A 22,172-nucleotide genomic window follows, 5' to 3' on the forward strand; every position below is an offset into this window, starting at 1 on the left:
AATGGAGAACACATTTAATAAGATTATTGAACTTGATGATGCAATGAAGCATTTTCGGGACGGCATGATCATTATGTTTGGCGGCTTCGGCGGAATTGGCACCCCTCCATCCCTTATCGACGGCATCTTGGATAATGGATTCAAAGATTTAACGCTTATTGGCAATGATTCAGGATTTCCCCATATTGGAATCGGGAAGGTGGTAAGCCAGGGAAGGGCAAAAAAAATGATTGCTTCTCATATTGGCTCAAATCCCGTTGCCGGCCAACTCATGACAGATGGAAAAATGGAAGTGGAATTTTCACCCCAGGGGATATTGGCAGAAAGAATACGTGCTGGCGGAGTCGGCATACCTGCCATACTTTCCGATATTGGCCTTGATAACGCCATTGTGACCGGCAATAAGCAGACATGCAGCATTGGCGGAAAAAAGTATCTTGTCGAGACTGCCCTGACTGCTGATATATCGATTATTTTCGCTAAGAAAGCTGATCCTTACGGGAACTTGATTTATGACAAAAGTGCCAGAAACACAAACCCTCTTGTCGCCATGGCTGGTGATATGACGATTGCGGAAGTGGAGGAAATTGTCCCGCTTGGCAGCCTGGATCCAGATGAAATTATAACACCGGGCGTTTTCGTCGATTATATCGTTCCTTCGAAAGGAGTGAATTGGGAATGGGCATGGGAGTAGAAATTAGAAATCGTATTGCCAAACGTGCTGCAGAGGAAATAAAGAACGGGATGATTGTTAATCTCGGCATTGGAATCCCATCGCTTGTGCCCAATCATTTGCCTGCCGGGACAAATGTAATGTTTCATGCGGAAAATGGCATTACAGGCATGGGGCCTAGTCCGGAGAAAGGGGAGGAAGATGAAAATCTCTGTAATGCAGGAGGTTTTCCAGTTTCCGTTGTAAAAGGTGCTTCGTATTGCGACAGCACTATTGCTTTCGGGATGATACGCAGAGGAAGAGTTGATATGACGATTCTTGGCTCCCTGGAGGTAAGCGGAAAAGGGGATCTGGCCAATTGGATTGTGCCGGGAAAAAAAGTTCCTGGTATGGGCGGTGCAATGGAGCTTGCCCAAAAAGCAAAAAAAGTCATTGTCCTTATGAACCAGACAGACAAGTACGGGAACCCCAAAATTGTGAACGAGTGCACCCTGCCTCTTACGTCAGCACGCTGTGTAAACATGATTATTACAGAGATGGCTGTCTTTCAAATATCAGCTCATGGACTCACACTGACTGACTTGTTTGCGCCACACTCTATAAATGAAGTAAGGGCAAAAACCGGCTGCAGTTTTACTATTGCTGAGAATGTGAGAGTGATTAATTGATAGATTTATTTGCCTTGGCCTTAAAAAAGGAGTGAGAATATGAATACTCATGCAAAGATTAAACAATGGATGGAAGAGAATAAGCAAAGAGGAACAAGACTTCTTCAGCAGCTGGTCCAGGAAGGCAGCATCCGCGGAAATGAAAGCAGTGCACAGGCCGTCATCATAGAAAAATGCCGCAAACTTGGACTAACCCTTGATATTTGGGAAATCGGCAAGGAACAATTGATTAAGCACCCTGCTTTTTGTTCAGATCGAAAGGATTTTTCCGGAAATCCCAATGTAGTGGCTGTTTTGAAAGGAACAGGCGGAGGAAGGTCCATCATCCTCAATGGCCATATTGATGTCGTTCCGGAGGGAGACCGAAATGATTGGGAACATGATCCATTTAGCGGCAGAATTGAAGATGGAAAGCTATTTGGCAGGGGTTCGACCGATATGAAAGGCGGCACCGTTTCGCTCCTGCTTGCTATGGAAGCCATTATTGCGCTTGGAATCAAGGTTAAAGGCGATGTGATTTTTCAAAGTGTCATAGAAGAAGAAAGCGGCGGGGCGGGTACATTGGCAGCAGTCCTCAGGGGGTATTCAGCGGATGGGGCAATCATTCCCGAACCGACAAATATGAAACTATTTCCAAAACAGCAGGGCTCGATGTGGTTTCGGATAACAGTCAAAGGACGTTCAGCTCATGGCGGAACCCGATATGAGGGCGTCAATGCCATCGAAAAAGCTATGTATGTGATGACAAAGCTTCAGGAGCTTGAGAAGTTAAGGAACCTTAACATTGAAGACCCTCTCTATTCAAAAATCCCTATTCCGATTCCTATTAATATCGGAAAAATATACAGCGGAGAGTGGCCATCTTCCGTACCGGATATTGCTGTCATAGAGGGAAGGATGGGGGTAGCGCCGGATGAAGAGATGAAATCGGCCGAAAAAGAGCTGGAGGATTGCCTGAAGGAAGCAGCACAAAATGATCCGTGGCTTAAAAAGAATCCTCCTCAAGTTGAATGGTTTGGCGGGCGCTGGCTGCCTGGAGATCTGGAGCAGGATCATCCTTTAATGGCTGTATTATCGGAATCCTTTGAAACTGTAAAGGGTAAACAGCCGGCAGTTGAGGCATCACCATGGGGCACGGATGGAGGCATAATATCTAAAATTGGAAATACACCTGTTGTGGTATTCGGCCCAGGTGTAACGGAAGCCGCCCATGATGTTAACGAATTTATTTCCTTAGAGGAAGTTTTTGATGCGGCTGAAATTATTGCTCTGGCCATACTGGAATGGTGCGGCACTAATCAGGGAGAGGGGAATTAAGGATGGGATTAATTAATATAAGAACAGAGCTGCCGGGACCAAAAGCGAAGGAGTTATTGGCTAAAAAAGAGAAGAATGTCCCAAAGGGGCCCTTTAACACGATGCAGACATTTGCTGCTAAAGGGGATGGAGCACTTCTGACAGATATAGATGGGAATACTTTTCTTGATTTTGCGGGGGCAATCGGGACACTGAATGTTGGACACTGTCCGCCAAGGGTTGTTGAAGCGCTCCATGCCCAAATTGACCAATATCTTCACCCATGCTTTCATGTCATGATGTATGAGCCTTATATCAAGCTGGCAGAGAAACTCAACAGCATTACACCCGGCAATCACAGCAAAAAAACCTTCTTTTTAAGCACCGGAGCAGAGGCAGTAGAAAATGCGGTTAAAATAGCAAGGAAATATACAGGCAGAAAAGGAATTATATCATTTGAGCGGGGATTTCATGGCCGGACCTATATGTCCATGAGTTTAACGAGCAAGGTAAAACCATATAAATATGAATTCGGGCCATTTGCGCCGGAAACGTATAAATGGCCTTATCCTTATTATTACCGCAGCGAGGGCCTGAAGGATAAAGACCATGATTATGCCCTGCTTAAAAGATTCGAAACGTTTTTTCTGAGCGAGGTGCCGCCTGAAGAAGTCGCCGCTGTCATTATGGAGCCTGTTCAGGGTGAAGGAGGTTTTGTTATGCCGTCTTCCCATTTTGTAAAAGGTGTTAAAGCACTTTGTGAAAAACATGGAATCCTTTTTATTGCTGATGAGGTACAGACTGGATTTGGCAGGACAGGCAAAATGTTTGCCATGGAGCATTATGATGTTGTACCGGATCTTATGACCATGTCTAAATCGATCGGTGCCGGATTGCCGATCAGTGCTGTAACTGGAAGGTCAGACATAATGGATTCACCGAATATTGGTGAAATCGGCGGCACTTACGGAGGCAGTCCGCTAGGCTGTGCCGCTGCATTAGAAGTGATTCGGACAATTGAGGAAGAAGGATTATTAGAAAGAGCAAATGAAATCGGAAGTCTTTTCACTGAAAAATTTTCTGATTTTCCTATAAAATATAAGCAAGTGGGTGAAGTACGTTCTTTAGGAGCAATGTGTGCCATTGAATTTGTTAAAGATCAGGAAACAAAGGAACCCAATAAAGAAATCGTTCAGGAGATCTTGTCAAAGGCACACAGGCGCGGCCTCATCATAATGAGCGCCGGCTTATATGGCAATATTATTCGTTTGCTCAGCCCGCTTGTGACAACCAATGAACAGCTTAATGAAGGATTTTCTGTACTGGAAGAAGTAATAGGTGAATGCTGCACATAAGGAGGAATTCCATTGAAACAACATTTATGGATCAGCGGAAAGTTCAAGGAAACAGAAAATTACAAAGCATTAAAGAGCCCCTATAGCGGGGATGTTATTGCAGAAGTTGCCATGGCAGCTCCTTCCGATGTGAAGTCAGCAATTGATGCTGCAGAACAATCCAGAAAAATAATGGCTGATATGCCTGCCCATAAACGGGCGGAAATACTGGAAAATGTGGTCGCCATCTTGAAGGAGGAAAAAGAGGAGTGCGCAAAAATTATTGCGCTCGAAGCTTCAAAGCCGATAAAGGCTGCCAGAGGAGAAGTTGACCGCACCATCATGACATATAAATTCGCTGCCCAGGAAGCTCGCAGACTTTATGGAGAAACAATCCCGATGGATGCGGCTCCGGGAGGCGAAGGCAGGGTCTCCTATACAGTACGGGAGCCTCTCGGGATTATCGGAGCCATCACGCCATTTAATTTTCCTATGAATCTGGTTGCGCATAAAGTGGGACCGGCTATTGCTGCCGGCAACACGGTTGTTTTAAAGCCTGCTTCTCAAACGCCAATGTCGGCATACAAAATTGCTGATATTTTTGACAGAGCAGGACTTCCTGCTGGAGTGCTGAATGTAGTAACCGGAAGCGGCGGAACGGTCGGGGATGTACTTGTTGCCGACGGACGTATATCGATGATTACTTTTACAGGCAGCCCTGCAGTAGGCAGGCAGATCCGCGAACATGCAGGCTTGAAGAGAGTAACGCTTGAATTGGGTTCCAATTCGGCAGTTGTTGTGGATGAAAATGCAGACGTGGAGAAAATTGTCCCGCGTATTACAGCCGGGGCTTTTGCCTTCCAGGGTCAGGTATGTATTTCCGTGCAGCGCATCTATGTACATGAGTCTCTGTATCAGACATTTGCCGAGCGTTTTGTAGAGGAAGCCAAAAAGCTGAAAATCGGCGATCCGCTTAATGAGGATACGGATATTTCAGCGATGATCTCAAGGAGTGACACTGAACGCGCAGAGACCTGGATCAAGAGTGCCATAGAAAGCGGAGCGGAGCTTGCTCTTGGCGGGAATGCGACAGATAATACCCTGTATCCGACCGTTCTGCTGAATGTTGACAAATCTGAAAAAATTTCATGTGAGGAAGCATTTGCACCAGTGGTTCATATTAATTCATTCAGCAGCTTTGAAGAGGCGCTGGCACTTGTGAATGATTCAGAATTTGGCCTTCAGGCCGGTGTTTTCACCAATGATGTGAACAAAGCCTTCAAAGCCGCAAAAGAGCTTCATGTGGGTGGGGTTATGGTGAACGATTTCCCAACCTTCCGTGTAGACCACATGCCATATGGCGGAGTGAAAATGAGCGGAATGGGACGTGAAGGAATCAAATATGCTGTTGAAGAAATGACAGAGATGAAGCTGATCAGCTTTAAAATTGACTAAGATGAAAAGGAAGAATACTTAGCTGATAAAGTTGCTGTTTTGGCCGTTATTCTTTAAGTTTTCATAATGCCTGGCCCTTTGGCCGGGCAGTTTTATTAATAGAAGGGGGTCATAGCAATGAATAATACTGCTTCAATAAAAACAATAAAAAAAGAAGACTTTGTGGCCGAACTCTACCTGGATCCATTCAATAAACGATTAAGGGTTGACGATTATGCAGGTGAATTGGCAGGTGCCGTCCATGAAGCAGAGAAAACAGCAAAAGAACACCAGTGTGAGAAATTAATTTTCAGGGGAAGAGTTGAGAATTATATAGATCTTCTTTCGATGGGATTTCAGTGCGAGGCTGTTATTGACGGGTATTTCCACGGTTCTGATCAATACTTTTTCTGCAAGTATTTTTCAGATGAAAGAAGAAATAATGGACACTGGATCTCTGAAGACAGCATCGTTAAAAATGTAACCGCCCTTGAAAGAAACCCCGATGTCATTATGCCTCCCTCTGAATATCAGCTTATAAAAATAACGGAGCAGGATGCTGAAAAAATGGCTGAACTATACCGTGAAGTATTTAAGATTTATCCAACACCTCTCCATGATCCCTCATATATAAAAAAGACAATCCGGGAGGGCACCATTTATTACGCATTTCAGTATAAAGGTGAACTTGTCAGTGCTGCATCAGCGGAGGTCAATCTTTTTTATAAAAACGCAGAACTGACAGATTGTGCGACACTCCCATCACACCGTAAACATGGTTTAATGAAAATACTCCTCGAAAAATTGGAAAAAGATCTAAAATCGCAGGGTGTATTCTGTGCCTACTCCATCGCCAGAGCGCTGTCATTCGGTATGAATGCCGTTCTGCATCAGCTTGGCTATTCCTATCGGGGCCGTCTTCTTAACAACTGCTATATTTTCGATAAACTTGAAAATATGAATGTCTGGGTAAAGAATTTGGCCCATTCGGATTAACGGATCCTCAAAAAGAAATGCCGGATTTTCGGCACAATCCTGACAGGTTTTCGGCACCCTGTCATATACATAAGCAGGGGGGATTTAATGATTGAAACTCAAAGTATTTCTAAAGAAGTTCTGGCCGCCATATTAAAAGGCATTGATGAAGGGATTCATGTAGTGGATTTGAATGGAATTACCATATTTTATAATGAAATAGCTGCAAGACATGATGGTCTGGAGGTTTCTGAGGTAATCGGAAAATCTGTTCTGAAAGTCTTTCCTTCATTGGATAAAGAGACAAGCACTTTATTAAAGGTTATGAAAACAGAAACACCGATATATAATCAGACTCAGTCCTATGTAAACCTCCATGGTGCACAAATAGAAACCATCAATACCACTCTCCCTATAACTGTTAATGGGAAGGTAGCGGGAGCTGTCGAGATTGCCAAGGACTATTCCAGATTGAAGCTTCTTTCTGAAAGCCTTCTTGATTTGCGCAAAAAAATAAAACAGCCCCCAAAAAAAGCGGCTGCTGCCAATAATGTACAGTATACATTGGATAGCCTTCTTACAATAAATAAGGAAATGAAAAATATTAAAAAGGAAGCAGCCAAACTGGCAAAGTCTGATTCTTCCATTCTTGTGTTTGGGGAAAGCGGGTGCGGAAAGGAGCTCTTTGTTCAGGGGCTTCATCATGCTTCCTCAAGAACTGAAGGCCCATTTATTGCCCAGAACTGTGCGGCAATACCGGAGTCCTTGCTTGAAAGCATTCTTTTTGGGACTGCTAAAGGAAGCTATACAGGAGCGGTAGATCGGCCGGGGCTATTTGAATTAGCCGATGGCGGGACACTTTTTCTCGATGAAATACATGCCATGCCGATTGAGCTGCAGGCTAAACTGCTGAGAGTGCTTGAGGATGGCATTGTCCGAAGAGTAGGAAGCCCGAAGAGCTCACGGGTCAATGTACGGGTGATTGCAGCCATGAATATCCATCCAGTGGAAGCACTTGAGAAGAACCAAATGAGAAAGGACTTATTTTACCGCTTAAACGTTCTCACATTCGGGCTCCTTCCTCTAAGGGAGAGAAAGGAAGATATTGAATTTCTTGCCCATCATTTTATTAGACGGTTTAATCAGATGTTGCAAAAAAATCTCTCAGGAATCGGAGAGGATGTGCTGGCCTTTTTCAGACAATACCATTGGCCCGGAAACGTCAGGGAATTAAAGCATACAATCGAGTACATGATAAATGTCTGTGAAGAAGACTTTCTTAAAGCTGAGGATTTGCCAGTTATAATGAAACAGCAGCTTCAAAAGAATAAACAGGATTTTTCAGTAAAAGTCCAGCCATTAAAGGCGAGTATGGAAAAGCAGGAAAAAGCTTTAATCGAAAAAGCTCTTCTAGAAACAAACGGAAATATAAAAAAAGCCGCAAAGCTATTAGAGGTGCCCCGTCAGACACTGCAATATAAACTGGCCAAGTATAATATTGAAATGAATAACAGAATTCTGGTGAGTAACACTCATGAAGGTGCCGAGTAATCGGCACTTTTTTGTTTTAGCGGAAATGAAAGGATCCCTTGAGCTGCAAACAATCGCCAATCCGGAAGGGGTTTCATATGATAGTACGAAATATTCAGAATTGGCATGAAACTTGCAATGTGTATTATATAGAAATTCATATAGGGGGAATAGAGATGAAGAGCTTTTTATATAAACCGGATCGGCATTGGAAAGATATTGAGCTATGGAAGGACGTCACAGAAGAACAATGGAATGATTGGCTCTGGCAGCTGACGAACACCATTCGGACAGTTGATGATTTGAAAAAGGTGATTAACCTTACACCTGAAGAGGAGGAAGGAGTCAGGATTTCTGCAAAAACCATACCTTTAAATATTACACCTTATTATGCTTCACTAATGAATCCGGATGACCCCCGGTGTCCGGTAAGGATGCAATCCGTCCCTATTTCAAATGAAATCTATAAAACTAAATATGATCTTGAAGATCCGCTGCACGAGGATGAAGACTCCCCAGTTCCGGGATTAACACACCGCTACCCTGACCGGGTCTTATTTTTGGTAACAAATCAATGTTCAATGTATTGCCGTTATTGTACAAGAAGAAGATTTTCCGGACAAATCGGCATGGGTGTACCGAAAAAACAGCTGGATGCAGCGATCAGCTATATCAGGAGTGCTCCTCAGGTTAGAGATGTTCTCATTTCCGGCGGAGACGGACTTTTGATCAATGACAATATTCTTGAATACATTCTGAAAAATTTGCGGGAAATCGATCATGTCGAAATCATCAGAATCGGTACGCGGGCACCTGTTGTATTTCCCCAGCGGATTACCGAGAATTTATGCAATATCCTGAAGAAGTATCATCCCGTATGGCTGAATACACATTTTAATACTTCTATTGAAATTACCGAAGATTCCAAGAGAGCATGTGAGATGCTGGCAAATGCAGGTGTTCCGGTTGGCAACCAATCCGTTATTTTGGCAGGCATAAACGACAGCGTTCCTATTATGAAAAGACTAATGCATGACCTTGTTAAAATCCGGGTACGCCCTTATTACATTTACCAATGTGATCTTTCTGAAGGCATTGGCCATTTCCGTGCTCCGGTTTCGAAAGGGCTTGAAATTATTGAAGGGTTAAGGGGGCATACATCGGGCTATGCTGTTCCGACTTTTGTGGTCGATGCGCCTGGCGGAGGCGGAAAGATTTCACTGCAGCCGAATTATTTGATTTCTCAAAGTGCAGACAAAGTGATCCTCCGCAATTTCGAAGGTGTAATCACCACGTATCCTGAGCCTGAAAACTATGTCCCAGGCCGTGCAGAAGGCTACTTTAAAGAAATTTATCCTGATATGGATGAGAAAAAATCAAATGTGGGCATTGCCGCGCTAATGAATGACCAGCAGTTCAACCTGGTGCCTGAAGGCCTGGCAAGGCTGGATCGCCGCGAAAAATATGACAGCGACCCACAGCATAGTTCTTTGAAAGATAAGCGTGGTAAACGGGATGAACTAAAGGAAAAGAAATTCAATGCCCAGCAGACAAAGTAGAGCCCTGCAGCAGAGGCAGGTTCAGAAGCTGCAGCTGCCAAGGAATAGGAGGACAGGAATGGGAAATAAATGTGCCTGGTGTGAAAGCCAAAATATAAGTGAAAGCAGTGAAACGGTTTATTGGGAGCTGCCTGATGGAACAAGAGCCATCCAAATAAATGAGACACCTTCCATTTCCTGCAGGGATTGTGATATGGTTTACCAGTCAGATGAGCTTGTTAAGTCGATTGAGGACCAGCTATTTTTGATTGATGTGAAGAAGATCGGAAAAGAAATAAATTATGAAAAATTGATGGAGCAGCCAAGGCTGCTGAAGCGAAATTATTTTGATTTCTCTTCCTATGAAAAGTGAGGAAAAGGGCAGCCCGCCGATATGCGGGCTGCCTTTAATATGTATAAGTAGACGAGCTTGGTACAATTCGATTATAGTAGAAAATAAATTAATGTACGACAGAATAAAAAGGAAGGCGTTAATATGTCAAAAACTTTCTATCACTTTTTAATGAAATACAGACATCCAGCACCAAAAGATAACATCAGCCGTTTTGCCAATGACGCATATGAGGACCACAGCTTTCCAAAAACAGCTTATGATTATGATGAGGTAAGCTCTTATCTTGAACTGAACGGAAGCTATCTGGAAACCATGTCTATTTTCGATGAAGCCTGGCAGTTGTATATACTATCTGAAAGCTGAACGGACAAATTGAAACACTCCTGCTCTGGAGTGTTTTTTATTTATGCTGTTTTCTTAAAATCTCTTGTTTTAATATCTTAGTTTAATTTACTGAGTCGATCTTCGCTGTGGACACTTGATCCTCGAAAATGCTGAAGCATTTCCTTCGTGCGGTGTTCATTCGAGGAAGCTTATTCAATGTCCTGCGGGAGGAGAGGGAGCGGGAGACCCCACAGGCGAAGCCGAGGAGGCTCCCGTTCCTCCCCGCGGAAAGCAACGGGATGAATTTAAATGTAAAATTCATCTTTATTTTGAGGTGTCTGTTTGTGATGAACGTACGGACGATTTTCATAAAAAGTGCATATACTATTGTATTCACTACTCACGACTCAGTCATTGAGAGGATGGAGGAAATGAGCAAAAAGAAAAAACCCAAGTACAAAATCGGTGATACAGTCGTGATCACTATTTATGGTACAGTCGGAAAAGTAACAGATGTAAAGTGGCTAGATGATATGTACGTCTATGAAGTCAATAAAAGTGAAGGTCTATATATGGAATCCAGCCTTCAAATGCTGTCTGAGTATGAAGGTGAGATCATGGAAAAGGAGCATATTGACATCGAATATAAATACTTTTTTGGCGACCTTGTTCAAGTCAAGGGGTATGGTTCGGATCTTTTCAAAATCGTAGGCTTCAGGACGGAAATTTGGAGATACAAAGAAGATGCATGGGAAGATGTTATTTATGAGCTCTCAAGAATTAATGACGGGGAATGGCTGGAAGCAGGGGAAGAAGAGCTGACACTCGTTGCGGATGCTGAAAGTGCTGATGCATTTATTCAAAAGCTGGGGCTCCTCTATATGATCAATAAAAAAGAAAAGCTTCCTGAATTAAGGGAAACGGCACATTCATTCCGCAAGGCAGAAAAGGAATTGCTCGATGGGATAAAAGAAAGAAAAGTGCTGATTGATGGCTTGCTTGATATATACAATGATTATCGTATTCTTTATGAAATGTTTCAGGATGATGAGTATAAGCATATCATGCGGGTTATACTCAGAAAGCTGAAGCATATTGCCAACAATGATGATAAGAGCACTGTGTAAAAAGCACAGATATTTAAGCGCTTTTTAGAGCCAGGTGGCCAGGAGATACAGTAAAAATGGGACGCCAAACCATATGACGAGCTTGAACCAGGCATTTAATAGATTGCTATAAAGATTTATTATTGAGCTTTCTTCACGATTGACATCTTCTTTAATTAGTAGGGCTAGTCTGGATATACTGGACATGTCGCTGCCTCCTCAATTTGTATAAAATGGATTGCTGCTGGCTATTTATCCTATATGTATGTCCTGACTGGAGAAAAATGCATCGAAAATAAAATAAAGAATATGGCTTGTTCTGCATGAATCCAGGGAGTGCTTCATACATTTTGTACAAAGGGGGCGTTGCTGTGAAGGAAATAGAAGTCGTAATAGATACAGAAGAAATTGCTGAGTTTTTCTTTCATGAGCTGGCAAAAAGGGGATATGTGCCTACTGAAGGAGAATTGGATGAACTTGCAGATATCACGTTTGAGTACCTGCTGCAAAAGTGCATCATTGATGAAGAAATTGAAGATGACTGATATAGAAAAATGACGAGGAACGATGCTCGTCATTTTTTTGCGGAGCAGCAGGAACATCTTACACATACATATTTCTAATCACAGCATTTTCTGTGGGTACGCAGTGAACGCAGCAATTCCGAAAAAAAATATGTGCTGCCACCACTGAAAATGAAACCTTCTTGTTAATAAGAACGTATATCTAAGAGAAATAAGTGCTTTGCTTTATATATGGCAGTAAAAATAAAAAAAGAAACAGGGAGAGAAGCATATGTCATTTTTTAATAAGGTTTTGGCAAGTGTGGGAATTGGATCAGCAAAAGTGGATACGAAACTTGAAAAGGATTCAGCAGTTCCGGGCGAAGCCCTCAGAGGCGTGGTTGAGATTACAGGGGGCAGCACTGAACAGAAAATTGATGATATTTACCTTTCATTGAATACTACTTATATTAAAGAATCAGATGATAAAAAATATACAGTCTCCGGTCTGATTGACCGTTTCAGGCTTGCCCAATCCTTTACCCTGGCAGCCAATGAACGAAAGGAAATTCCTTTTACCTTTAACCTTCCAGCTGACACACCTTTGTCTTTTGGCAAAACGAAAATTTGGGTGACGACAGGACTGGATATAAAAAACGCGGTGGATCCTGCAGATAAGGATTATATTCGTGTTGCTGCTACCCCGCTGATGGATTCTGTATTGAACGCTGTTTCAAGTATGGGATTCCGTTTGCGGGAAGCAGAATGTGAACAGGCTCCGCACCGCCTTCGCAGAAGGCTACCGTTTATCCAGGAGTTTGAATTTGTTCCAGTCTCCGGTCCTTTCAGAGGAAAACTTGATGAACTGGAAGTGGTCTTTTCTCCACTGTCAAACGGAGAGACCGAGGTTATGATGCAAGTAGACCGTAAAGCGAGAGGGATAGGCGGATTTCTGGCAGAAGCATTAGAAATGGATGAAACATTTGTCCGTTTCACTGTTACAAATGCAGATATTCCTTATATGCAGCAAAAGCTTCAGTCGGTCATTGCAAAATATGCTTAATTCATTGAGAAAACGATGGGCATCACCCATCGTTTTTTTGCTTTGGCTGCGGCAGTGAAAATGCTATGGCTGTTATGCCAGAAGTGTTCTAATTAAATCCTGTCCTTTTAAAAATGGGGTAATGAGCACGTACATGATTGAATCCGGGATTCTCTTCTCATCATCGGAAATAATGCCGTGAACACCAAGCCTCTGCATGTCTGCAAATTGGTATTGTTTACTGATGGTCCACGAGTAGATTTCATAACCGAATAATTCAGTTTGATTAATGAAGGACTTGGAAAGCAGGAGATGGTGAACAGATAGAAAAGAGGCAAAATCGCGGTAGGATGCCAAATGAAACAAGTCCAGGTGTTTGCTCAGCAGCAGGCCAGCAGGAATCTCGGGAGCCAGCTTGTGAAACTTTTTCATTTCATTAATATGAAAAGATTGGACTTTTATCTGACTGTCGGATTTGTAAGAGTTTAATACGTCTGCGAGAATTTCTGTCATGCCAGGCTGATTTTCAGGTGATTTCATTTCAATTATAATTCCTATTTTTCCGCTGGCTTGTTTTAATACTTCAGTCAATAAAGGGATTTTTTCACCGGCATACGCAGGAGAAAACCATGAGCCTGCATCCAGTTTTTTTAAGTCTTTAACCGTTAATTCCTCAATTAGCCCCTCACCGTCGGTAGTTCGCAAAACATTAGCGTCATGAATAACAACCAGCTGTTTATCCTTGCTCAGCCTTACATCTAACTCGATATAGTCAAAACCCATTTCAATCGCTTTTTCAAACGAGGCAAGCGTGTTTTCCGGTGCAAGTGCCGATGCGCCTCTGTGTGCGATGGACTTAAATGGCATGAGAGGCTGAAAAAAATAAGAAATAGTCATTAATAACATTCCAATTATGATTGAAAGCAAAACAGGCTTTTTGGATACCAGCAATTTCATCACCTCCAGATAAGACTTTTATACATAATATGCAGAATAAACATTTTTGAAAGCGTTTACTTAACGAAAACATCCGTTAATCGACAAAAATAGAATTTTTTTGATGGAGGAAACGACAAGAAAAATGGCTAATTAAACAGTAATGAAAAGTTGCTCACTAAAATTTAGGCAGCTGGCAGGAAATCGTCATAAGAATGCTTTTGAAGACCTTATTCGATAGTTGACAGGTCACTTGGTGAATTAGAATCAGCCAAAAAATAACGGATGCTGGGAATAAGAGGGAGATGCCATATGCTGAAGGAATTAACAAGGATCAAAAGAAGAAAGTATGATGTTACGATCTTTCAAACACCTGAATTCAGGGGCAAAAAAGGCTTTCAGCAAGTATATCGCCTTAATGTAGAAGCTTTGACTCATGATGAATGTCTTGAATCAGTTTTTAGAAAGTTTAATGTGCATGATCGGATCCCGGGGGATTTCGATGGCCGGTTTATTTCCACAGGAGATATACTCTATATTGATGAAGGCAGAAGAGGGCAATTTTATTATCAGCTGAAGCCTGGCGGCTGGGAAGAAGTTAATAGGATACATATTAGATAAATAAGAAAACAGGAGGGCATAATAGCTCTCCTGTTAATTTTTATTAAAAGTCTATTCGGTTATGTTTGATCCCGGACTGTTTTTGCGCTTGTTGGCTGTGAATTCCTTGCCATGCGCTTCCTGCTCTGCAGCAATGGCTTCAGCAGGAATATGATTATTCTTCTTAGGTGAATTTATACGGTTGCGGTGCTTTTTGCCCATATTAAGTCCCTCCGGTTATCGATTGCTTTTTGTTTTGACTGTTTTGGATGTATTAGGCTCAGTATTAGCCCTGGAAGATGGATTTGTCTCATTGGCATGCTGGACTGCCTGCCTGAGTTTTTTGCTCATTCCTTTTTGCGGCATGATTACAACCTCCTTTGGAAAAGCTAAAATTAGCTTTCCCGCACGGGGAAAAAACATGCCCTGCCTTATTTGTTTCTAACTGGTGGCACATATGGTATAGTGTGACTTGGAAGCATTTACATCAGCTTCAGAATTAATTTGGAGGTTAGATTTATGAGCGTACATATTGGTGCTAAAGAAAATGAAATTGCGGAAACGGTCCTGCTTCCTGGAGACCCTTTGCGTGCAAAATATATTGCAGAAACATTTTTAGAAAATGCGGAGTGCTACAATGAAGTCCGCAACATGTTTGGCTATACAGGAACGTATAAAGGGAAGCGCATATCAGTTCAGGGTACAGGCATGGGAGTTCCATCCATTTCCATCTATATCAATGAACTGATGCAAAGCTATAATGTCCAAAACCTGATTAGAGTAGGAACGTGCGGTGCGATTCAAAAAGATGTAAAGGTTCGCGATGTAATCCTTGCGATGAGCTCTTCTACAGATTCCCAAATGAACAGGCTCACTTTCGGAGGGGTTGACTTTGCGCCGACAGCCAATTTTGATCTATTGAAAAAAGCTTATGATGCAGGTGTTGAAAAAGGATTAAACCTTAAAGTCGGAAATGTCTTCACAGCTGACATGTTCTATAATGACAATTCGGAACTTGAAAAATGGGCAAAGTATCAGATTCTGGCAATTGAGATGGAAACAGCCGCTCTATATACACTTGCAGCGAAGTTTGACCGCAAAGCACTATCTGTCCTAACAGTCAGTGATCACATCCTGACAGGTGAGGAAACGACTGCTGAAGAAAGACAAACCACCTTCAATGAAATGATCGAAGTGGCACTTGAAGCTGCTATTAAGGAATAATATAGATGAAACTGGTTCACCTGAGCCAGTTTTATTTTTTTTGAAGAGTGTAATTTTGAAATTATTAAAAATGATATTTGTGCCGTTTGTCCTGTTTTTAACACAATTATGGACTAGTTGACGTGTAGTGTTAAAATAGTAATGTTGCAAAGAAATAAAAAGACAGGTGAGTTTGAATGAAGAAGATCATAATTATGGCAGGGACCCTCAGCCTTCTGCTTTCCGGCTGCAGCCAGCTTGATCCGTATTTGGATAAAGCAAAGCCGCTTATTGAAAAAATTCCGTTCCTTGGGGAAGATAAAAGCCTCGATGAACCTTCTCAAGAAAATGAATCACTAAATAGAGAAGAAAACAGTGCCGGGGAAGCAGGCAATGAAGGCAAAGAAAATATTCAAAAGGATCCTCTTTCATTGGAAGCTTCATATTTTAATGATATTAAAACTGTGGATGGCAGAAATATTATTCAGAACCCTGATAATGTGATGGTCCTGGTGAATAAACAATTCAGCCTTCCGGATGGCTATGAACCATCCAAGCTAATGATCCCGGATGTCGCATTTTCTTACGGAAAGTTAGATTTGGAAAAGAGCTATATGCGTCAGGACGCAGCTGAAGAGCTGGAAAAGCTGTTTACAGGAGCATTGAATGAAGGTGTGGAATTATTTGCTGTATCCGGCTATCGCTCATTTACACGGCAATCGGAAGTTTTTGATGCCGAAGTAAATAGAGTTGGTAAAGAAAAAGCGGTCCATGCTGTGGCGATTCCCGGAAGCAGTGAACATCAGACAGGACTTACAATGGATATTTCCAGCAGAAGTGCAAGTCTGGAGCTTTCCGAAGAATTCGGGGAAACAAAGGAAGGAAAGTGGCTTGCCAATAATGCGCATCGCTATGGATTTATTCTCCGCTATCCAAAAGGAAAAGAAGCCATCACAGGTTATAAATATGAGCCTTGGCATTTCCGTTATGTGGGCCATGAAGCTGCTAAAGTCATTTATGAAAAGAAATGGACTTTGGAAGAGTACTTTGATATTGTTAAAAAAATCTAAGAGGCCAGAATGGCCTCTTTTTATTTGCCTTTCTCCTTCAGACTGCTTTTTCCTGATTGAAAATAGAATATAACCGCTAAAATGAAGGGTACAGCTGGAAGGCCTGATAGAAAACGGAGCACATTTTCTGCCCCTGCTAAAGAATATCCCAATGGCAGCAGCAGAAAAAAACTTAATAGAGCAAGTTTCCAAGACTGATTCATGATCCCGGCAATTAGGCTGATTAGGGAAAATGCGAAGCTTATCCATAATATTGCGGTTAACATCATAATTCACCCCTTAAGAAAGTGCTGGGAGAGCTGAGGGCTGGACGATGAAAGGTTAGATAGAGGGTTTTAAAATGGCTTTATAATAAAATATGTTTATACCGGCAAAACATTAATCTTTTATTTTCCTGATGTAAATGCCGCTTTAATTCAAGTGAAGCATTGCCTGGCCGGCTGTCTGTTTACCTGATGTTTATAAACCTCCTTCAATGAGGTATTAATAATGTAAGGTTTACTTGTAAAAAGGAGGCACATGCTTTGGAAAAAGTTTCGTTTAAAGTTGCAGGCATGACCTGCGGCCATTGTGAAGAGGCAGTCAAAAATGCCCTTCTCTCCATCGATGGAGTGGCAAGCGTCTCGATTGCCTTTCATGATGAACATGCAGAAATCGTCTATGACCCTGAAAAATCTGATAAGGAACATTTGATTAAAGCGATAGAAGACCAGGGCTATGGGGTAGCCTGACATAAGAAAGAGCGCCATGCATATTTTGCTGGCGCTCTTTTAATCGCTGCACACATTTTTCTTTGTTATTTATTCGATAAATGTTATTCTAATCATTAAGGATTGTACATAGTTATTTTACGGTGACGAAAGTGGTGAAAAAGTTTGCAAAATGAAGATTTAAACAAAGAAACTTCTGAAACACCAGATAATAACCATTCAGGTTTTATCCGCATGAAAAAGTTTCATTTTGTAATGCTGCTGTTTTTTATTGTGTTCCTTTCAGCTGGGATTACTACCTTTGCACTGGCCTTTGGAGATGAAAAGGCAGTAGATGTGGGATCAAGCGAAAGAAGGGAATTTGATAAGCTGTATACAGCTTATGATACCCTGAAAGCAAACTATTTCCAGGAAGTGGATCAAAGTAGCCTTATAAATGGCGCTATTAACGGTATGCTTGAAGCGCTGGATGATCCATACTCGGACTATATGAATGAAGAAGAAGCCGAAAACTTTCATCAGAGTATTTCGTCCTCTTTTGAAGGAATCGGAGCTGAAATCCAGGAACAGGAAGGCTACATAGTCATTGTATCCCCATTGAAAGGTTCACCTGCTGAAAAAGCCGGGCTAAGGCCAAATGACAAGGTTCTCTCAGTTGATGGAAAAAGCCTTCAGGGGATGAGCTCTACAGAGGCCGTTATGCTGATCAGAGGCGAAAAAGGGACTAAAGTGGAACTTGCAGTTCAGCGTCCCGGCACAGATGAGCCAATGAATATTTCCATTACACGCGATACGATTCCGCTTGAAACCGTCTATGGCGAAATGCTGGAAGATGGTATTGCAAAAGTACAGATTACTACATTCTCGGAAAATACTTCTAAAGAACTGGTGAAAACTCTGAATGAACTGCAGAAGCAGGGCATGAAAGGATTAATCCTTGATCTTCGCCAGAATCCAGGCGGCCTTCTGGATCAGGCAGTGGAAATCTCCAGCCTGTTTGTCCCGGATGGCGAGATATTATTCCAAATTGAAGACCGCAATGGAAACAGAGAAGAAGTAAAATCAAAGAGAGAAGAAAACCCGAATATACCTTTAGTCGTTGTGATTGATAAAGGAAGTGCCAGTGCATCAGAAATTCTGGCTGCGGCAGTACACGAATCCGCAGATGTGCCGCTTGTCGGTGAAAAATCGTTTGGGAAAGGCACCGTCCAGCGTGCACAGGACTTCTCAGATGGGTCAAACATGAAATTCACTACTGAAAAATGGCTGACACCGGATGGGAATTGGATTCATAAAAAGGGAATTACACCTGACCACAAAGTGGCCTTGCCGGAATACGCTTCACTGCCATTTATTAATCCAGACACTGAATTAAAGCTTTCTGCTTCTTCAGCTCAGGTTAAAGCAGCTCAAGCTATGCTGAAAGCTCTGGGATATAATCCTGGAAGGGAAGACGGTTTCTTTGATGAAAAGACGGAAGCAGCTGTAAAGGAATTCCAGGCTGCTGAAAAGCTTGATCAAAATGGAGTATTATCAGGGCAGTCTACTCTTAGGCTGATGGAAAAACTCCGTGAAAAAATCGACCAAAATGATACGCAAATTCAAAAAGCAGCTGAAGTGCTGAAAAAACAAATAGGGTCTTAATCTAAAGCTCTCCGATCCGGAGAGCTTTTTTTCATCATTTCTCAAGCGATTAGCGGCAGGTGGGGACAGTTCAAGTACTGTTCAAGTACTGTTCCAGAAAGTGGGTATAGAAAGCGTTTCTCTTTCCCACAATGGTAGTAAACTTAACTATAAAGCAACGCAGGGGTGATATGCTTGAAAAAAATTATGATTCTATTTGTAGTGGCTGCAGCTATACTTTCCGGCTGCACGTCTTTTCAGCAGAAAGATAACAATAATGCAGAGCAGGAAACGGAGATCGTCGAGTCCGAAAAGGAGAATAAAGAGCCCTCGGCGATTGTAAATGAAACGAAAAACTTTTTGCTGATTGGTGTCGACAGCAGAGGAGAAGAGGATTCACGTTCGGATGCCATTGTGCTGGCCAGCTATGAACCTTCCGGGGAATCCATTAAATTGGTCTCTCTTATGAGGGACAGCTATGTAAAAATACCGGATTACCAATATATGTACAGCAAGTTGAATCATGCTTATTATATAGGCGGCAAGGATTTATTAAAGGATACCATCGAACAAAACTTCGGAGTCCAAATCGATCATACAGCAATTATTGATTTTAAGGGATTTACAGCGATGCTTGATGCGATTGCCCCGGACGGAATTGAAGCAGAAGTCAGTGCCGCCATGATTGAAGATATGGGATTGGATCTGGAGCCGGGAAAACAAAAGCTTAAGGGAAGCGACATTTTATCATATGTGAGATTTCGCCATGATGGACAAAGTGATTTCGGGAGAGTGGACCGGCAGCAGGAAATTTTGATTGGGCTTAAAGATGAAGTGATGAACCAATTCTCATCACCTGCCGGTTTAGCAAGGTTTCCGGAAGTAATCAGCCAGGCAATGAAGTATGTTGAAACCGACTTAAAGATGGAAGAAGCATTATCACTCGGTGTGAAGTTTTTAATGAATCCTGTCACTGACATTGAAACACTCAGGGTACCTGTTGAAGATAGTTATGAGAATAAAACATATAAACATGCCGGTTCGGTTCTCCAGCTTGATTTTGAAGAAAACTCAGAAGCGCTTAAGCAGTTTTTGGATGCTGAAAAGAAATAGTGTAAAGGAAAAAATGATGAGGAGCCCGCGGGCTCCTCATCTATTTTTTACACAAACTGCAATCCCGAAAGGGTAGTGTTTACCTTCTCTTTTTGGTTCAATGAGAACACTTCTCTGATAGTAAAATTCCGTCTCTCCGTAAGACTTGAACAGTTCAATAAATTCATCTTCCGTCAGCTGGTGAAAATGGAAGGGCTCATTTGTTGGCTTTCCCCTCCCGGCACCGAAAGGCGTGGATAAAATGAGAGTCCCGCCTGGCTTTAGCATCTTAAAAAGACTGTTAAGGAATATTTCTTCTGATGGCAGGTGTTCAAGCGTTTCAAAGCTCGTTATCACATCAAAGAATCCTAATTGTTCAGAGAGGGAATCATCTTCCGCATTGGCCTTAATATATTGCACGAGAGGATGATAATGATGCTGTCTGGCATAGTTCAGTGTTCCCTCATCAATGTCCACAGCAACAATTTCACTAATTTCCTTTTTCTTGGCCTTTGCCATGATTTTTGAACCGTACCCTGTCCCGCAGGCAATATCAAGCACTCTTCCTTTAGCGTAATAAAGGGCGAAATAGTAACGTGCCAAATGTTCCAGAAGCATTCCGTTAGTAACCGGCATTTCCTCCAGTATGATTCTTTCTCCGGTATTTTCGTGCATTTTTCTCCACCATCCTTAATAGAAATTATAGCAAATATGTCTTATGGTTTGTATGGACTGGTAAAATCATATACAATGGGTCATTAGACAGGATAGCTATAAAGAGGTGATCCTTTGAAGCAGGTAGTAAAGCTTAATGAAGAGACCCGCAGGCAAATATCAGATATTGAACAAAAATGTGAAAAGCTTGCAGAAAAACTTCTTAATAAGTACAAAACAAACTTTCAAACTGAAGAGGAAAATCTGGCAGTGGACCTGGTCAGAACGATAAAAGGCCGGCAAGCATCAGAAAACGATGTGTTTGAAAATGATTATGAATCCATTCTGGAACTGGGAATTGAGACGGAGGATGAATTTTTTCCGAATGCTTATATTCCCATCTGGAAATGCAAACAGGAAATGTTTCATTCCGTTGGTTATTTAACCAATCTGGATATTGATTCAATAGAGAAGAAAATGATGCTTATGATTGAAGAAATGCTGGCAGACCGTGCAGAAGGGGAAAAGTATGAATAAAACAGAAATATATATATTATCAGGATTTCTTGGGAGCGGGAAAACGACGCTTCTAAAGCAGCTGCTCCAGGATGAAAAAAAGCAAGGCAGAAAAGTGGCAGTCATGATGAACGAGCTTGGGAAAGTTTCAATTGACTCGGACGCAGTCGATGAGGGTGTGCCATTAAAAGAGCTGCTTGACGGCTGTATATGCTGTACCATTTCAGATAAGCTTGAGGCGCAGCTTCAGGAATTATTGATGGTTGAAAAGCCGGAAGCGATTTATATTGAAACTACAGGTGCTGCTCATCCCATTGAAGTTCTGGATAGCATCCTTTCCCCTCTTTTTGCAGACAGGATGCAGGTAAAAGGCATTATTTCTGTTGTAGACAGTCCAAGATGGCTTAATCGAAATGTGTTAAGCCCTCAGGTGCAGCAGCTTTTAATTGAGCAGGTAAGGCATGCAGACTTAATAATTTTGAATAAAGCAGATAAACTTTCCGAGGCAGAACAGGCGCGGCTTACAATGGAGATTCAGGGTCTTAACAGCCAGGCGTTCACCATCTTAACTTCATATTCAAAGATCGCTGTGAAGCAGGTAAGAGGTATGTCCTCCGGGAAAAAGAGCAAGGCTTCCAAATCACATGTTTTTTCTGATTTAAAGCTTAGCACGTTCGTTTATCAGTTTCAAAAACCTGTCAATCAGACTGATTTTGAGAATTTTCTTAGAGGACTTCCAGACACTGTGTACAGAATAAAAGGGTATATGAAGCTGAATTCTTCAAAGTACCCGTATCTTTTTCAGTTTTCTTATGGAATGCCGCTTTATATGCAGGAAAACATCAATATGCCCCTTAATATGGTGTTTATTGGGGAGAATCTTGATTGGGCAGAAATCGAACAAAGGTTAACAAATCTGGAAGCATCTAATTAATCAGGTTATTTAAAGAAAATCGCACTCATATGGTGTGATTTTTTTATTGCCTGAAT

General features: G+C 42.0%; 27 protein-coding genes. 21 read left to right on the forward strand and 6 right to left on the reverse strand.

The annotated features are described in order from the left end of the window. Nucleotide 1 precedes the first annotated feature (1 nt). The 11 genes from BK139_RS16765 (at nt 2) to BK139_RS16820 (ending at nt 11,254) form a co-directional block, all read left to right on the forward strand. Nucleotides 2–694: a CoA transferase subunit A gene (locus tag BK139_RS16765; RefSeq protein ID WP_076260993.1), complete on the forward strand. Its 693-nt coding sequence runs from the start codon at nt 2–4 to the stop codon at nt 692–694. After that, the gene (locus BK139_RS16770; protein WP_076260996.1) at nt 679–1,341 is read left to right on the forward strand and encodes a 3-oxoacid CoA-transferase subunit B; all 663 of its coding nucleotides are present in this window, start codon (nt 679–681) and stop codon (nt 1,339–1,341) included. The genes BK139_RS16765 and BK139_RS16770 overlap by 16 nt, the downstream gene beginning before the upstream one ends. 39 nt (nt 1,342–1,380) lie before the next feature. After that, complete coding sequence (locus BK139_RS16775; RefSeq protein ID WP_076260999.1) at nt 1,381–2,658, forward strand: peptidase; 1,278 nt, start codon at nt 1,381–1,383, stop codon at nt 2,656–2,658. Nucleotides 2,659–2,660: 2 nt separating this feature from the next. Next, entirely contained in the window at nt 2,661–3,992 is a 1,332-nt protein-coding gene (gene gabT / locus BK139_RS16780) for a 4-aminobutyrate--2-oxoglutarate transaminase (protein WP_076261002.1), read from the forward strand. A gap of 12 nt (nt 3,993–4,004) precedes the next feature. After that, on the forward strand, nt 4,005–5,426 hold the full coding sequence (locus BK139_RS16785) for an aldehyde dehydrogenase family protein (protein WP_076261004.1): 1,422 nt from the start codon (nt 4,005–4,007) through the stop codon (nt 5,424–5,426). A gap of 117 nt (nt 5,427–5,543) precedes the next feature. After that, the gene (ablB, locus tag BK139_RS16790) at nt 5,544–6,401 is read left to right on the forward strand and encodes a putative beta-lysine N-acetyltransferase (RefSeq protein ID WP_076261007.1); all 858 of its coding nucleotides are present in this window, start codon (nt 5,544–5,546) and stop codon (nt 6,399–6,401) included. A gap of 87 nt (nt 6,402–6,488) precedes the next feature. Further along, nucleotides 6,489–7,931 (forward strand): sigma-54 interaction domain-containing protein, encoded by a 1,443-nt coding sequence (locus BK139_RS16795; protein ID WP_076261009.1) that lies wholly within the window; start codon nt 6,489–6,491, stop codon nt 7,929–7,931. A gap of 155 nt (nt 7,932–8,086) precedes the next feature. Beyond that, a complete protein-coding gene (kamA, locus tag BK139_RS16800; RefSeq protein WP_076261012.1) occupies nt 8,087–9,469 on the forward strand; it encodes a lysine 2,3-aminomutase in 1,383 nt (460 codons plus the stop codon). Nucleotides 9,470–9,527: 58 nt separating this feature from the next. Continuing rightward, nucleotides 9,528–9,821, forward strand: a complete 294-nt coding sequence (locus tag BK139_RS16805; RefSeq protein WP_076261015.1) for a YokU family protein — start codon at nt 9,528–9,530, stop codon at nt 9,819–9,821. A 123-nt stretch (nt 9,822–9,944) separates the two neighbouring features. Further along, a complete protein-coding gene (locus BK139_RS16810; RefSeq protein ID WP_076261018.1) occupies nt 9,945–10,166 on the forward strand; it encodes a YozE family protein in 222 nt (73 codons plus the stop codon). 392 nt (nt 10,167–10,558) lie between these two features. Next, complete coding sequence (locus tag BK139_RS16820; RefSeq protein WP_076261024.1) at nt 10,559–11,254, forward strand: hypothetical protein; 696 nt, start codon at nt 10,559–10,561, stop codon at nt 11,252–11,254. A 24-nt stretch (nt 11,255–11,278) separates the two neighbouring features. Here the strand turns inward: BK139_RS16820 and BK139_RS24075 are convergent, their stop codons facing one another. Further along, nucleotides 11,279–11,440: a hypothetical protein gene (locus BK139_RS24075; protein WP_175609145.1), complete on the reverse strand. Its 162-nt coding sequence runs from the start codon at nt 11,438–11,440 to the stop codon at nt 11,279–11,281. 164 nt (nt 11,441–11,604) lie between these two features. Between BK139_RS24075 and BK139_RS16825 the strand changes: the two genes are divergently transcribed. Together BK139_RS16825 and BK139_RS16830 are read left to right on the forward strand one after the other, a co-directional pair. Beyond that, entirely contained in the window at nt 11,605–11,778 is a 174-nt protein-coding gene (locus BK139_RS16825; protein WP_009332582.1) for a YozD family protein, read from the forward strand. 250 nt (nt 11,779–12,028) lie between these two features. Beyond that, nucleotides 12,029–12,799, forward strand: coding sequence for a sporulation protein (locus BK139_RS16830; protein WP_076261026.1), 771 nt, complete (start codon nt 12,029–12,031; stop codon nt 12,797–12,799). A 72-nt stretch (nt 12,800–12,871) separates the two neighbouring features. On the opposite strand, the gene BK139_RS16835 is transcribed toward BK139_RS16830, so the two are convergent. After that, a complete protein-coding gene (locus tag BK139_RS16835) occupies nt 12,872–13,729 on the reverse strand; it encodes a glycerophosphodiester phosphodiesterase (RefSeq protein WP_286149043.1) in 858 nt (285 codons plus the stop codon). A 297-nt stretch (nt 13,730–14,026) separates the two neighbouring features. On the opposite strand from BK139_RS16835, the gene BK139_RS16840 reads away from it, so the two are divergent. Continuing rightward, complete coding sequence (locus BK139_RS16840; RefSeq protein ID WP_076261029.1) at nt 14,027–14,335, forward strand: YodL domain-containing protein; 309 nt, start codon at nt 14,027–14,029, stop codon at nt 14,333–14,335. A 51-nt stretch (nt 14,336–14,386) separates the two neighbouring features. Here the strand turns inward: BK139_RS16840 and BK139_RS24080 are convergent, their stop codons facing one another. Beyond that, nucleotides 14,387–14,536: a hypothetical protein gene (locus BK139_RS24080; RefSeq protein ID WP_175609146.1), complete on the reverse strand. Its 150-nt coding sequence runs from the start codon at nt 14,534–14,536 to the stop codon at nt 14,387–14,389. 15 nt (nt 14,537–14,551) lie between these two features. Beyond that, on the reverse strand, nt 14,552–14,680 hold the full coding sequence (locus BK139_RS24435) for a hypothetical protein (RefSeq protein ID WP_268745125.1): 129 nt from the start codon (nt 14,678–14,680) through the stop codon (nt 14,552–14,554). Nucleotides 14,681–14,833: 153 nt separating this feature from the next. On the opposite strand from BK139_RS24435, the gene deoD reads away from it, so the two are divergent. Both deoD and BK139_RS16850 read left to right on the forward strand, forming a co-directional pair. Then, entirely contained in the window at nt 14,834–15,538 is a 705-nt protein-coding gene (deoD, locus tag BK139_RS16845; RefSeq protein ID WP_076261031.1) for a purine-nucleoside phosphorylase, read from the forward strand. Nucleotides 15,539–15,714: 176 nt separating this feature from the next. Then, entirely contained in the window at nt 15,715–16,587 is an 873-nt protein-coding gene (locus BK139_RS16850) for a M15 family metallopeptidase (protein ID WP_076261034.1), read from the forward strand. Between the two features lie 20 nt (nt 16,588–16,607). Here BK139_RS16850 and BK139_RS16855 read toward each other — a convergent pair whose 3' ends face one another. Continuing rightward, entirely contained in the window at nt 16,608–16,856 is a 249-nt protein-coding gene (locus BK139_RS16855; protein ID WP_286149044.1) for a hypothetical protein, read from the reverse strand. 255 nt (nt 16,857–17,111) lie between these two features. Between BK139_RS16855 and BK139_RS16860 the strand changes: the two genes are divergently transcribed. The 3 genes from BK139_RS16860 (at nt 17,112) to BK139_RS16870 (ending at nt 20,033) form a co-directional block, all read left to right on the forward strand. Further along, entirely contained in the window at nt 17,112–17,318 is a 207-nt protein-coding gene (locus BK139_RS16860) for a heavy-metal-associated domain-containing protein (protein WP_076261038.1), read from the forward strand. Nucleotides 17,319–17,462: 144 nt separating this feature from the next. Then, a complete protein-coding gene (locus tag BK139_RS16865) occupies nt 17,463–18,941 on the forward strand; it encodes a lmo1851 family serine protease (protein ID WP_076261041.1) in 1,479 nt (492 codons plus the stop codon). Nucleotides 18,942–19,106: 165 nt separating this feature from the next. Then, nucleotides 19,107–20,033 (forward strand): LCP family protein, encoded by a 927-nt coding sequence (locus BK139_RS16870; protein WP_286149045.1) that lies wholly within the window; start codon nt 19,107–19,109, stop codon nt 20,031–20,033. 36 nt (nt 20,034–20,069) lie between these two features. Here BK139_RS16870 and BK139_RS16875 read toward each other — a convergent pair whose 3' ends face one another. Beyond that, nucleotides 20,070–20,687, reverse strand: coding sequence for a class I SAM-dependent methyltransferase (locus BK139_RS16875; protein ID WP_076261046.1), 618 nt, complete (start codon nt 20,685–20,687; stop codon nt 20,070–20,072). A gap of 114 nt (nt 20,688–20,801) precedes the next feature. Here BK139_RS16875 and BK139_RS16880 point away from each other — a divergent pair, with 114 nt between their 5' ends. After that, nucleotides 20,802–21,203, forward strand: coding sequence for a hypothetical protein (locus BK139_RS16880; RefSeq protein ID WP_076261049.1), 402 nt, complete (start codon nt 20,802–20,804; stop codon nt 21,201–21,203). Further along, on the forward strand, nt 21,196–22,116 hold the full coding sequence (locus BK139_RS16885; RefSeq protein ID WP_076261052.1) for a CobW family GTP-binding protein: 921 nt from the start codon (nt 21,196–21,198) through the stop codon (nt 22,114–22,116). Before BK139_RS16880 ends, BK139_RS16885 begins: the two co-directional genes overlap by 8 nt. Nucleotides 22,117–22,172 lie beyond the last annotated feature (56 nt).

The organism is Paenibacillus sp. FSL R5-0490 (genome assembly GCF_001956215.1).
Taxonomy (GTDB): Bacteria; Bacillota; Bacilli; order Bacillales; family Cytobacillaceae; genus Cytobacillus.

Excerpts from the sequence above, each read along its gene's own strand:
- BK139_RS16765 (WP_076260993.1), top strand. The coding sequence starts at position 2 with ATGGAGAACACATTTAATAAGATTATTGAACTTGATGATGCAATGAAG.
- BK139_RS16770 (WP_076260996.1), top strand. The coding sequence starts at position 679 with ATGGGCATGGGAGTAGAAATTAGAAATCGTATTGCCAAACGTGCTGCA.
- BK139_RS16775 (WP_076260999.1), top strand. The coding sequence starts at position 1,381 with ATGAATACTCATGCAAAGATTAAACAATGGATGGAAGAGAATAAGCAA.
- gabT (WP_076261002.1), top strand. The coding sequence starts at position 2,661 with ATGGGATTAATTAATATAAGAACAGAGCTGCCGGGACCAAAAGCGAAG.
- ablB (WP_076261007.1), top strand. The coding sequence starts at position 5,544 with ATGAATAATACTGCTTCAATAAAAACAATAAAAAAAGAAGACTTTGTG.
- BK139_RS16795 (WP_076261009.1), top strand. The coding sequence starts at position 6,489 with ATGATTGAAACTCAAAGTATTTCTAAAGAAGTTCTGGCCGCCATATTA.
- kamA (WP_076261012.1), top strand. The coding sequence starts at position 8,087 with ATGAAGAGCTTTTTATATAAACCGGATCGGCATTGGAAAGATATTGAG.
- BK139_RS16805 (WP_076261015.1), top strand. The coding sequence starts at position 9,528 with ATGGGAAATAAATGTGCCTGGTGTGAAAGCCAAAATATAAGTGAAAGC.
- BK139_RS16810 (WP_076261018.1), top strand. The coding sequence starts at position 9,945 with ATGTCAAAAACTTTCTATCACTTTTTAATGAAATACAGACATCCAGCA.
- BK139_RS16820 (WP_076261024.1), top strand. The coding sequence starts at position 10,559 with ATGAGCAAAAAGAAAAAACCCAAGTACAAAATCGGTGATACAGTCGTG.
- BK139_RS24075 (WP_175609145.1), bottom strand. The coding sequence starts at position 11,440 with ATGTCCAGTATATCCAGACTAGCCCTACTAATTAAAGAAGATGTCAAT.
- BK139_RS16830 (WP_076261026.1), top strand. The coding sequence starts at position 12,029 with ATGTCATTTTTTAATAAGGTTTTGGCAAGTGTGGGAATTGGATCAGCA.
- BK139_RS16840 (WP_076261029.1), top strand. The coding sequence starts at position 14,027 with ATGCTGAAGGAATTAACAAGGATCAAAAGAAGAAAGTATGATGTTACG.
- BK139_RS24080 (WP_175609146.1), bottom strand. The coding sequence starts at position 14,536 with ATGGGCAAAAAGCACCGCAACCGTATAAATTCACCTAAGAAGAATAAT.
- BK139_RS24435 (WP_268745125.1), bottom strand. The coding sequence starts at position 14,680 with ATGCCGCAAAAAGGAATGAGCAAAAAACTCAGGCAGGCAGTCCAGCAT.
- deoD (WP_076261031.1), top strand. The coding sequence starts at position 14,834 with ATGAGCGTACATATTGGTGCTAAAGAAAATGAAATTGCGGAAACGGTC.
- BK139_RS16850 (WP_076261034.1), top strand. The coding sequence starts at position 15,715 with ATGAAGAAGATCATAATTATGGCAGGGACCCTCAGCCTTCTGCTTTCC.
- BK139_RS16855 (WP_286149044.1), bottom strand. The coding sequence starts at position 16,856 with ATGATGTTAACCGCAATATTATGGATAAGCTTCGCATTTTCCCTAATC.
- BK139_RS16875 (WP_076261046.1), bottom strand. The coding sequence starts at position 20,687 with ATGCACGAAAATACCGGAGAAAGAATCATACTGGAGGAAATGCCGGTT.
- BK139_RS16885 (WP_076261052.1), top strand. The coding sequence starts at position 21,196 with ATGAATAAAACAGAAATATATATATTATCAGGATTTCTTGGGAGCGGG.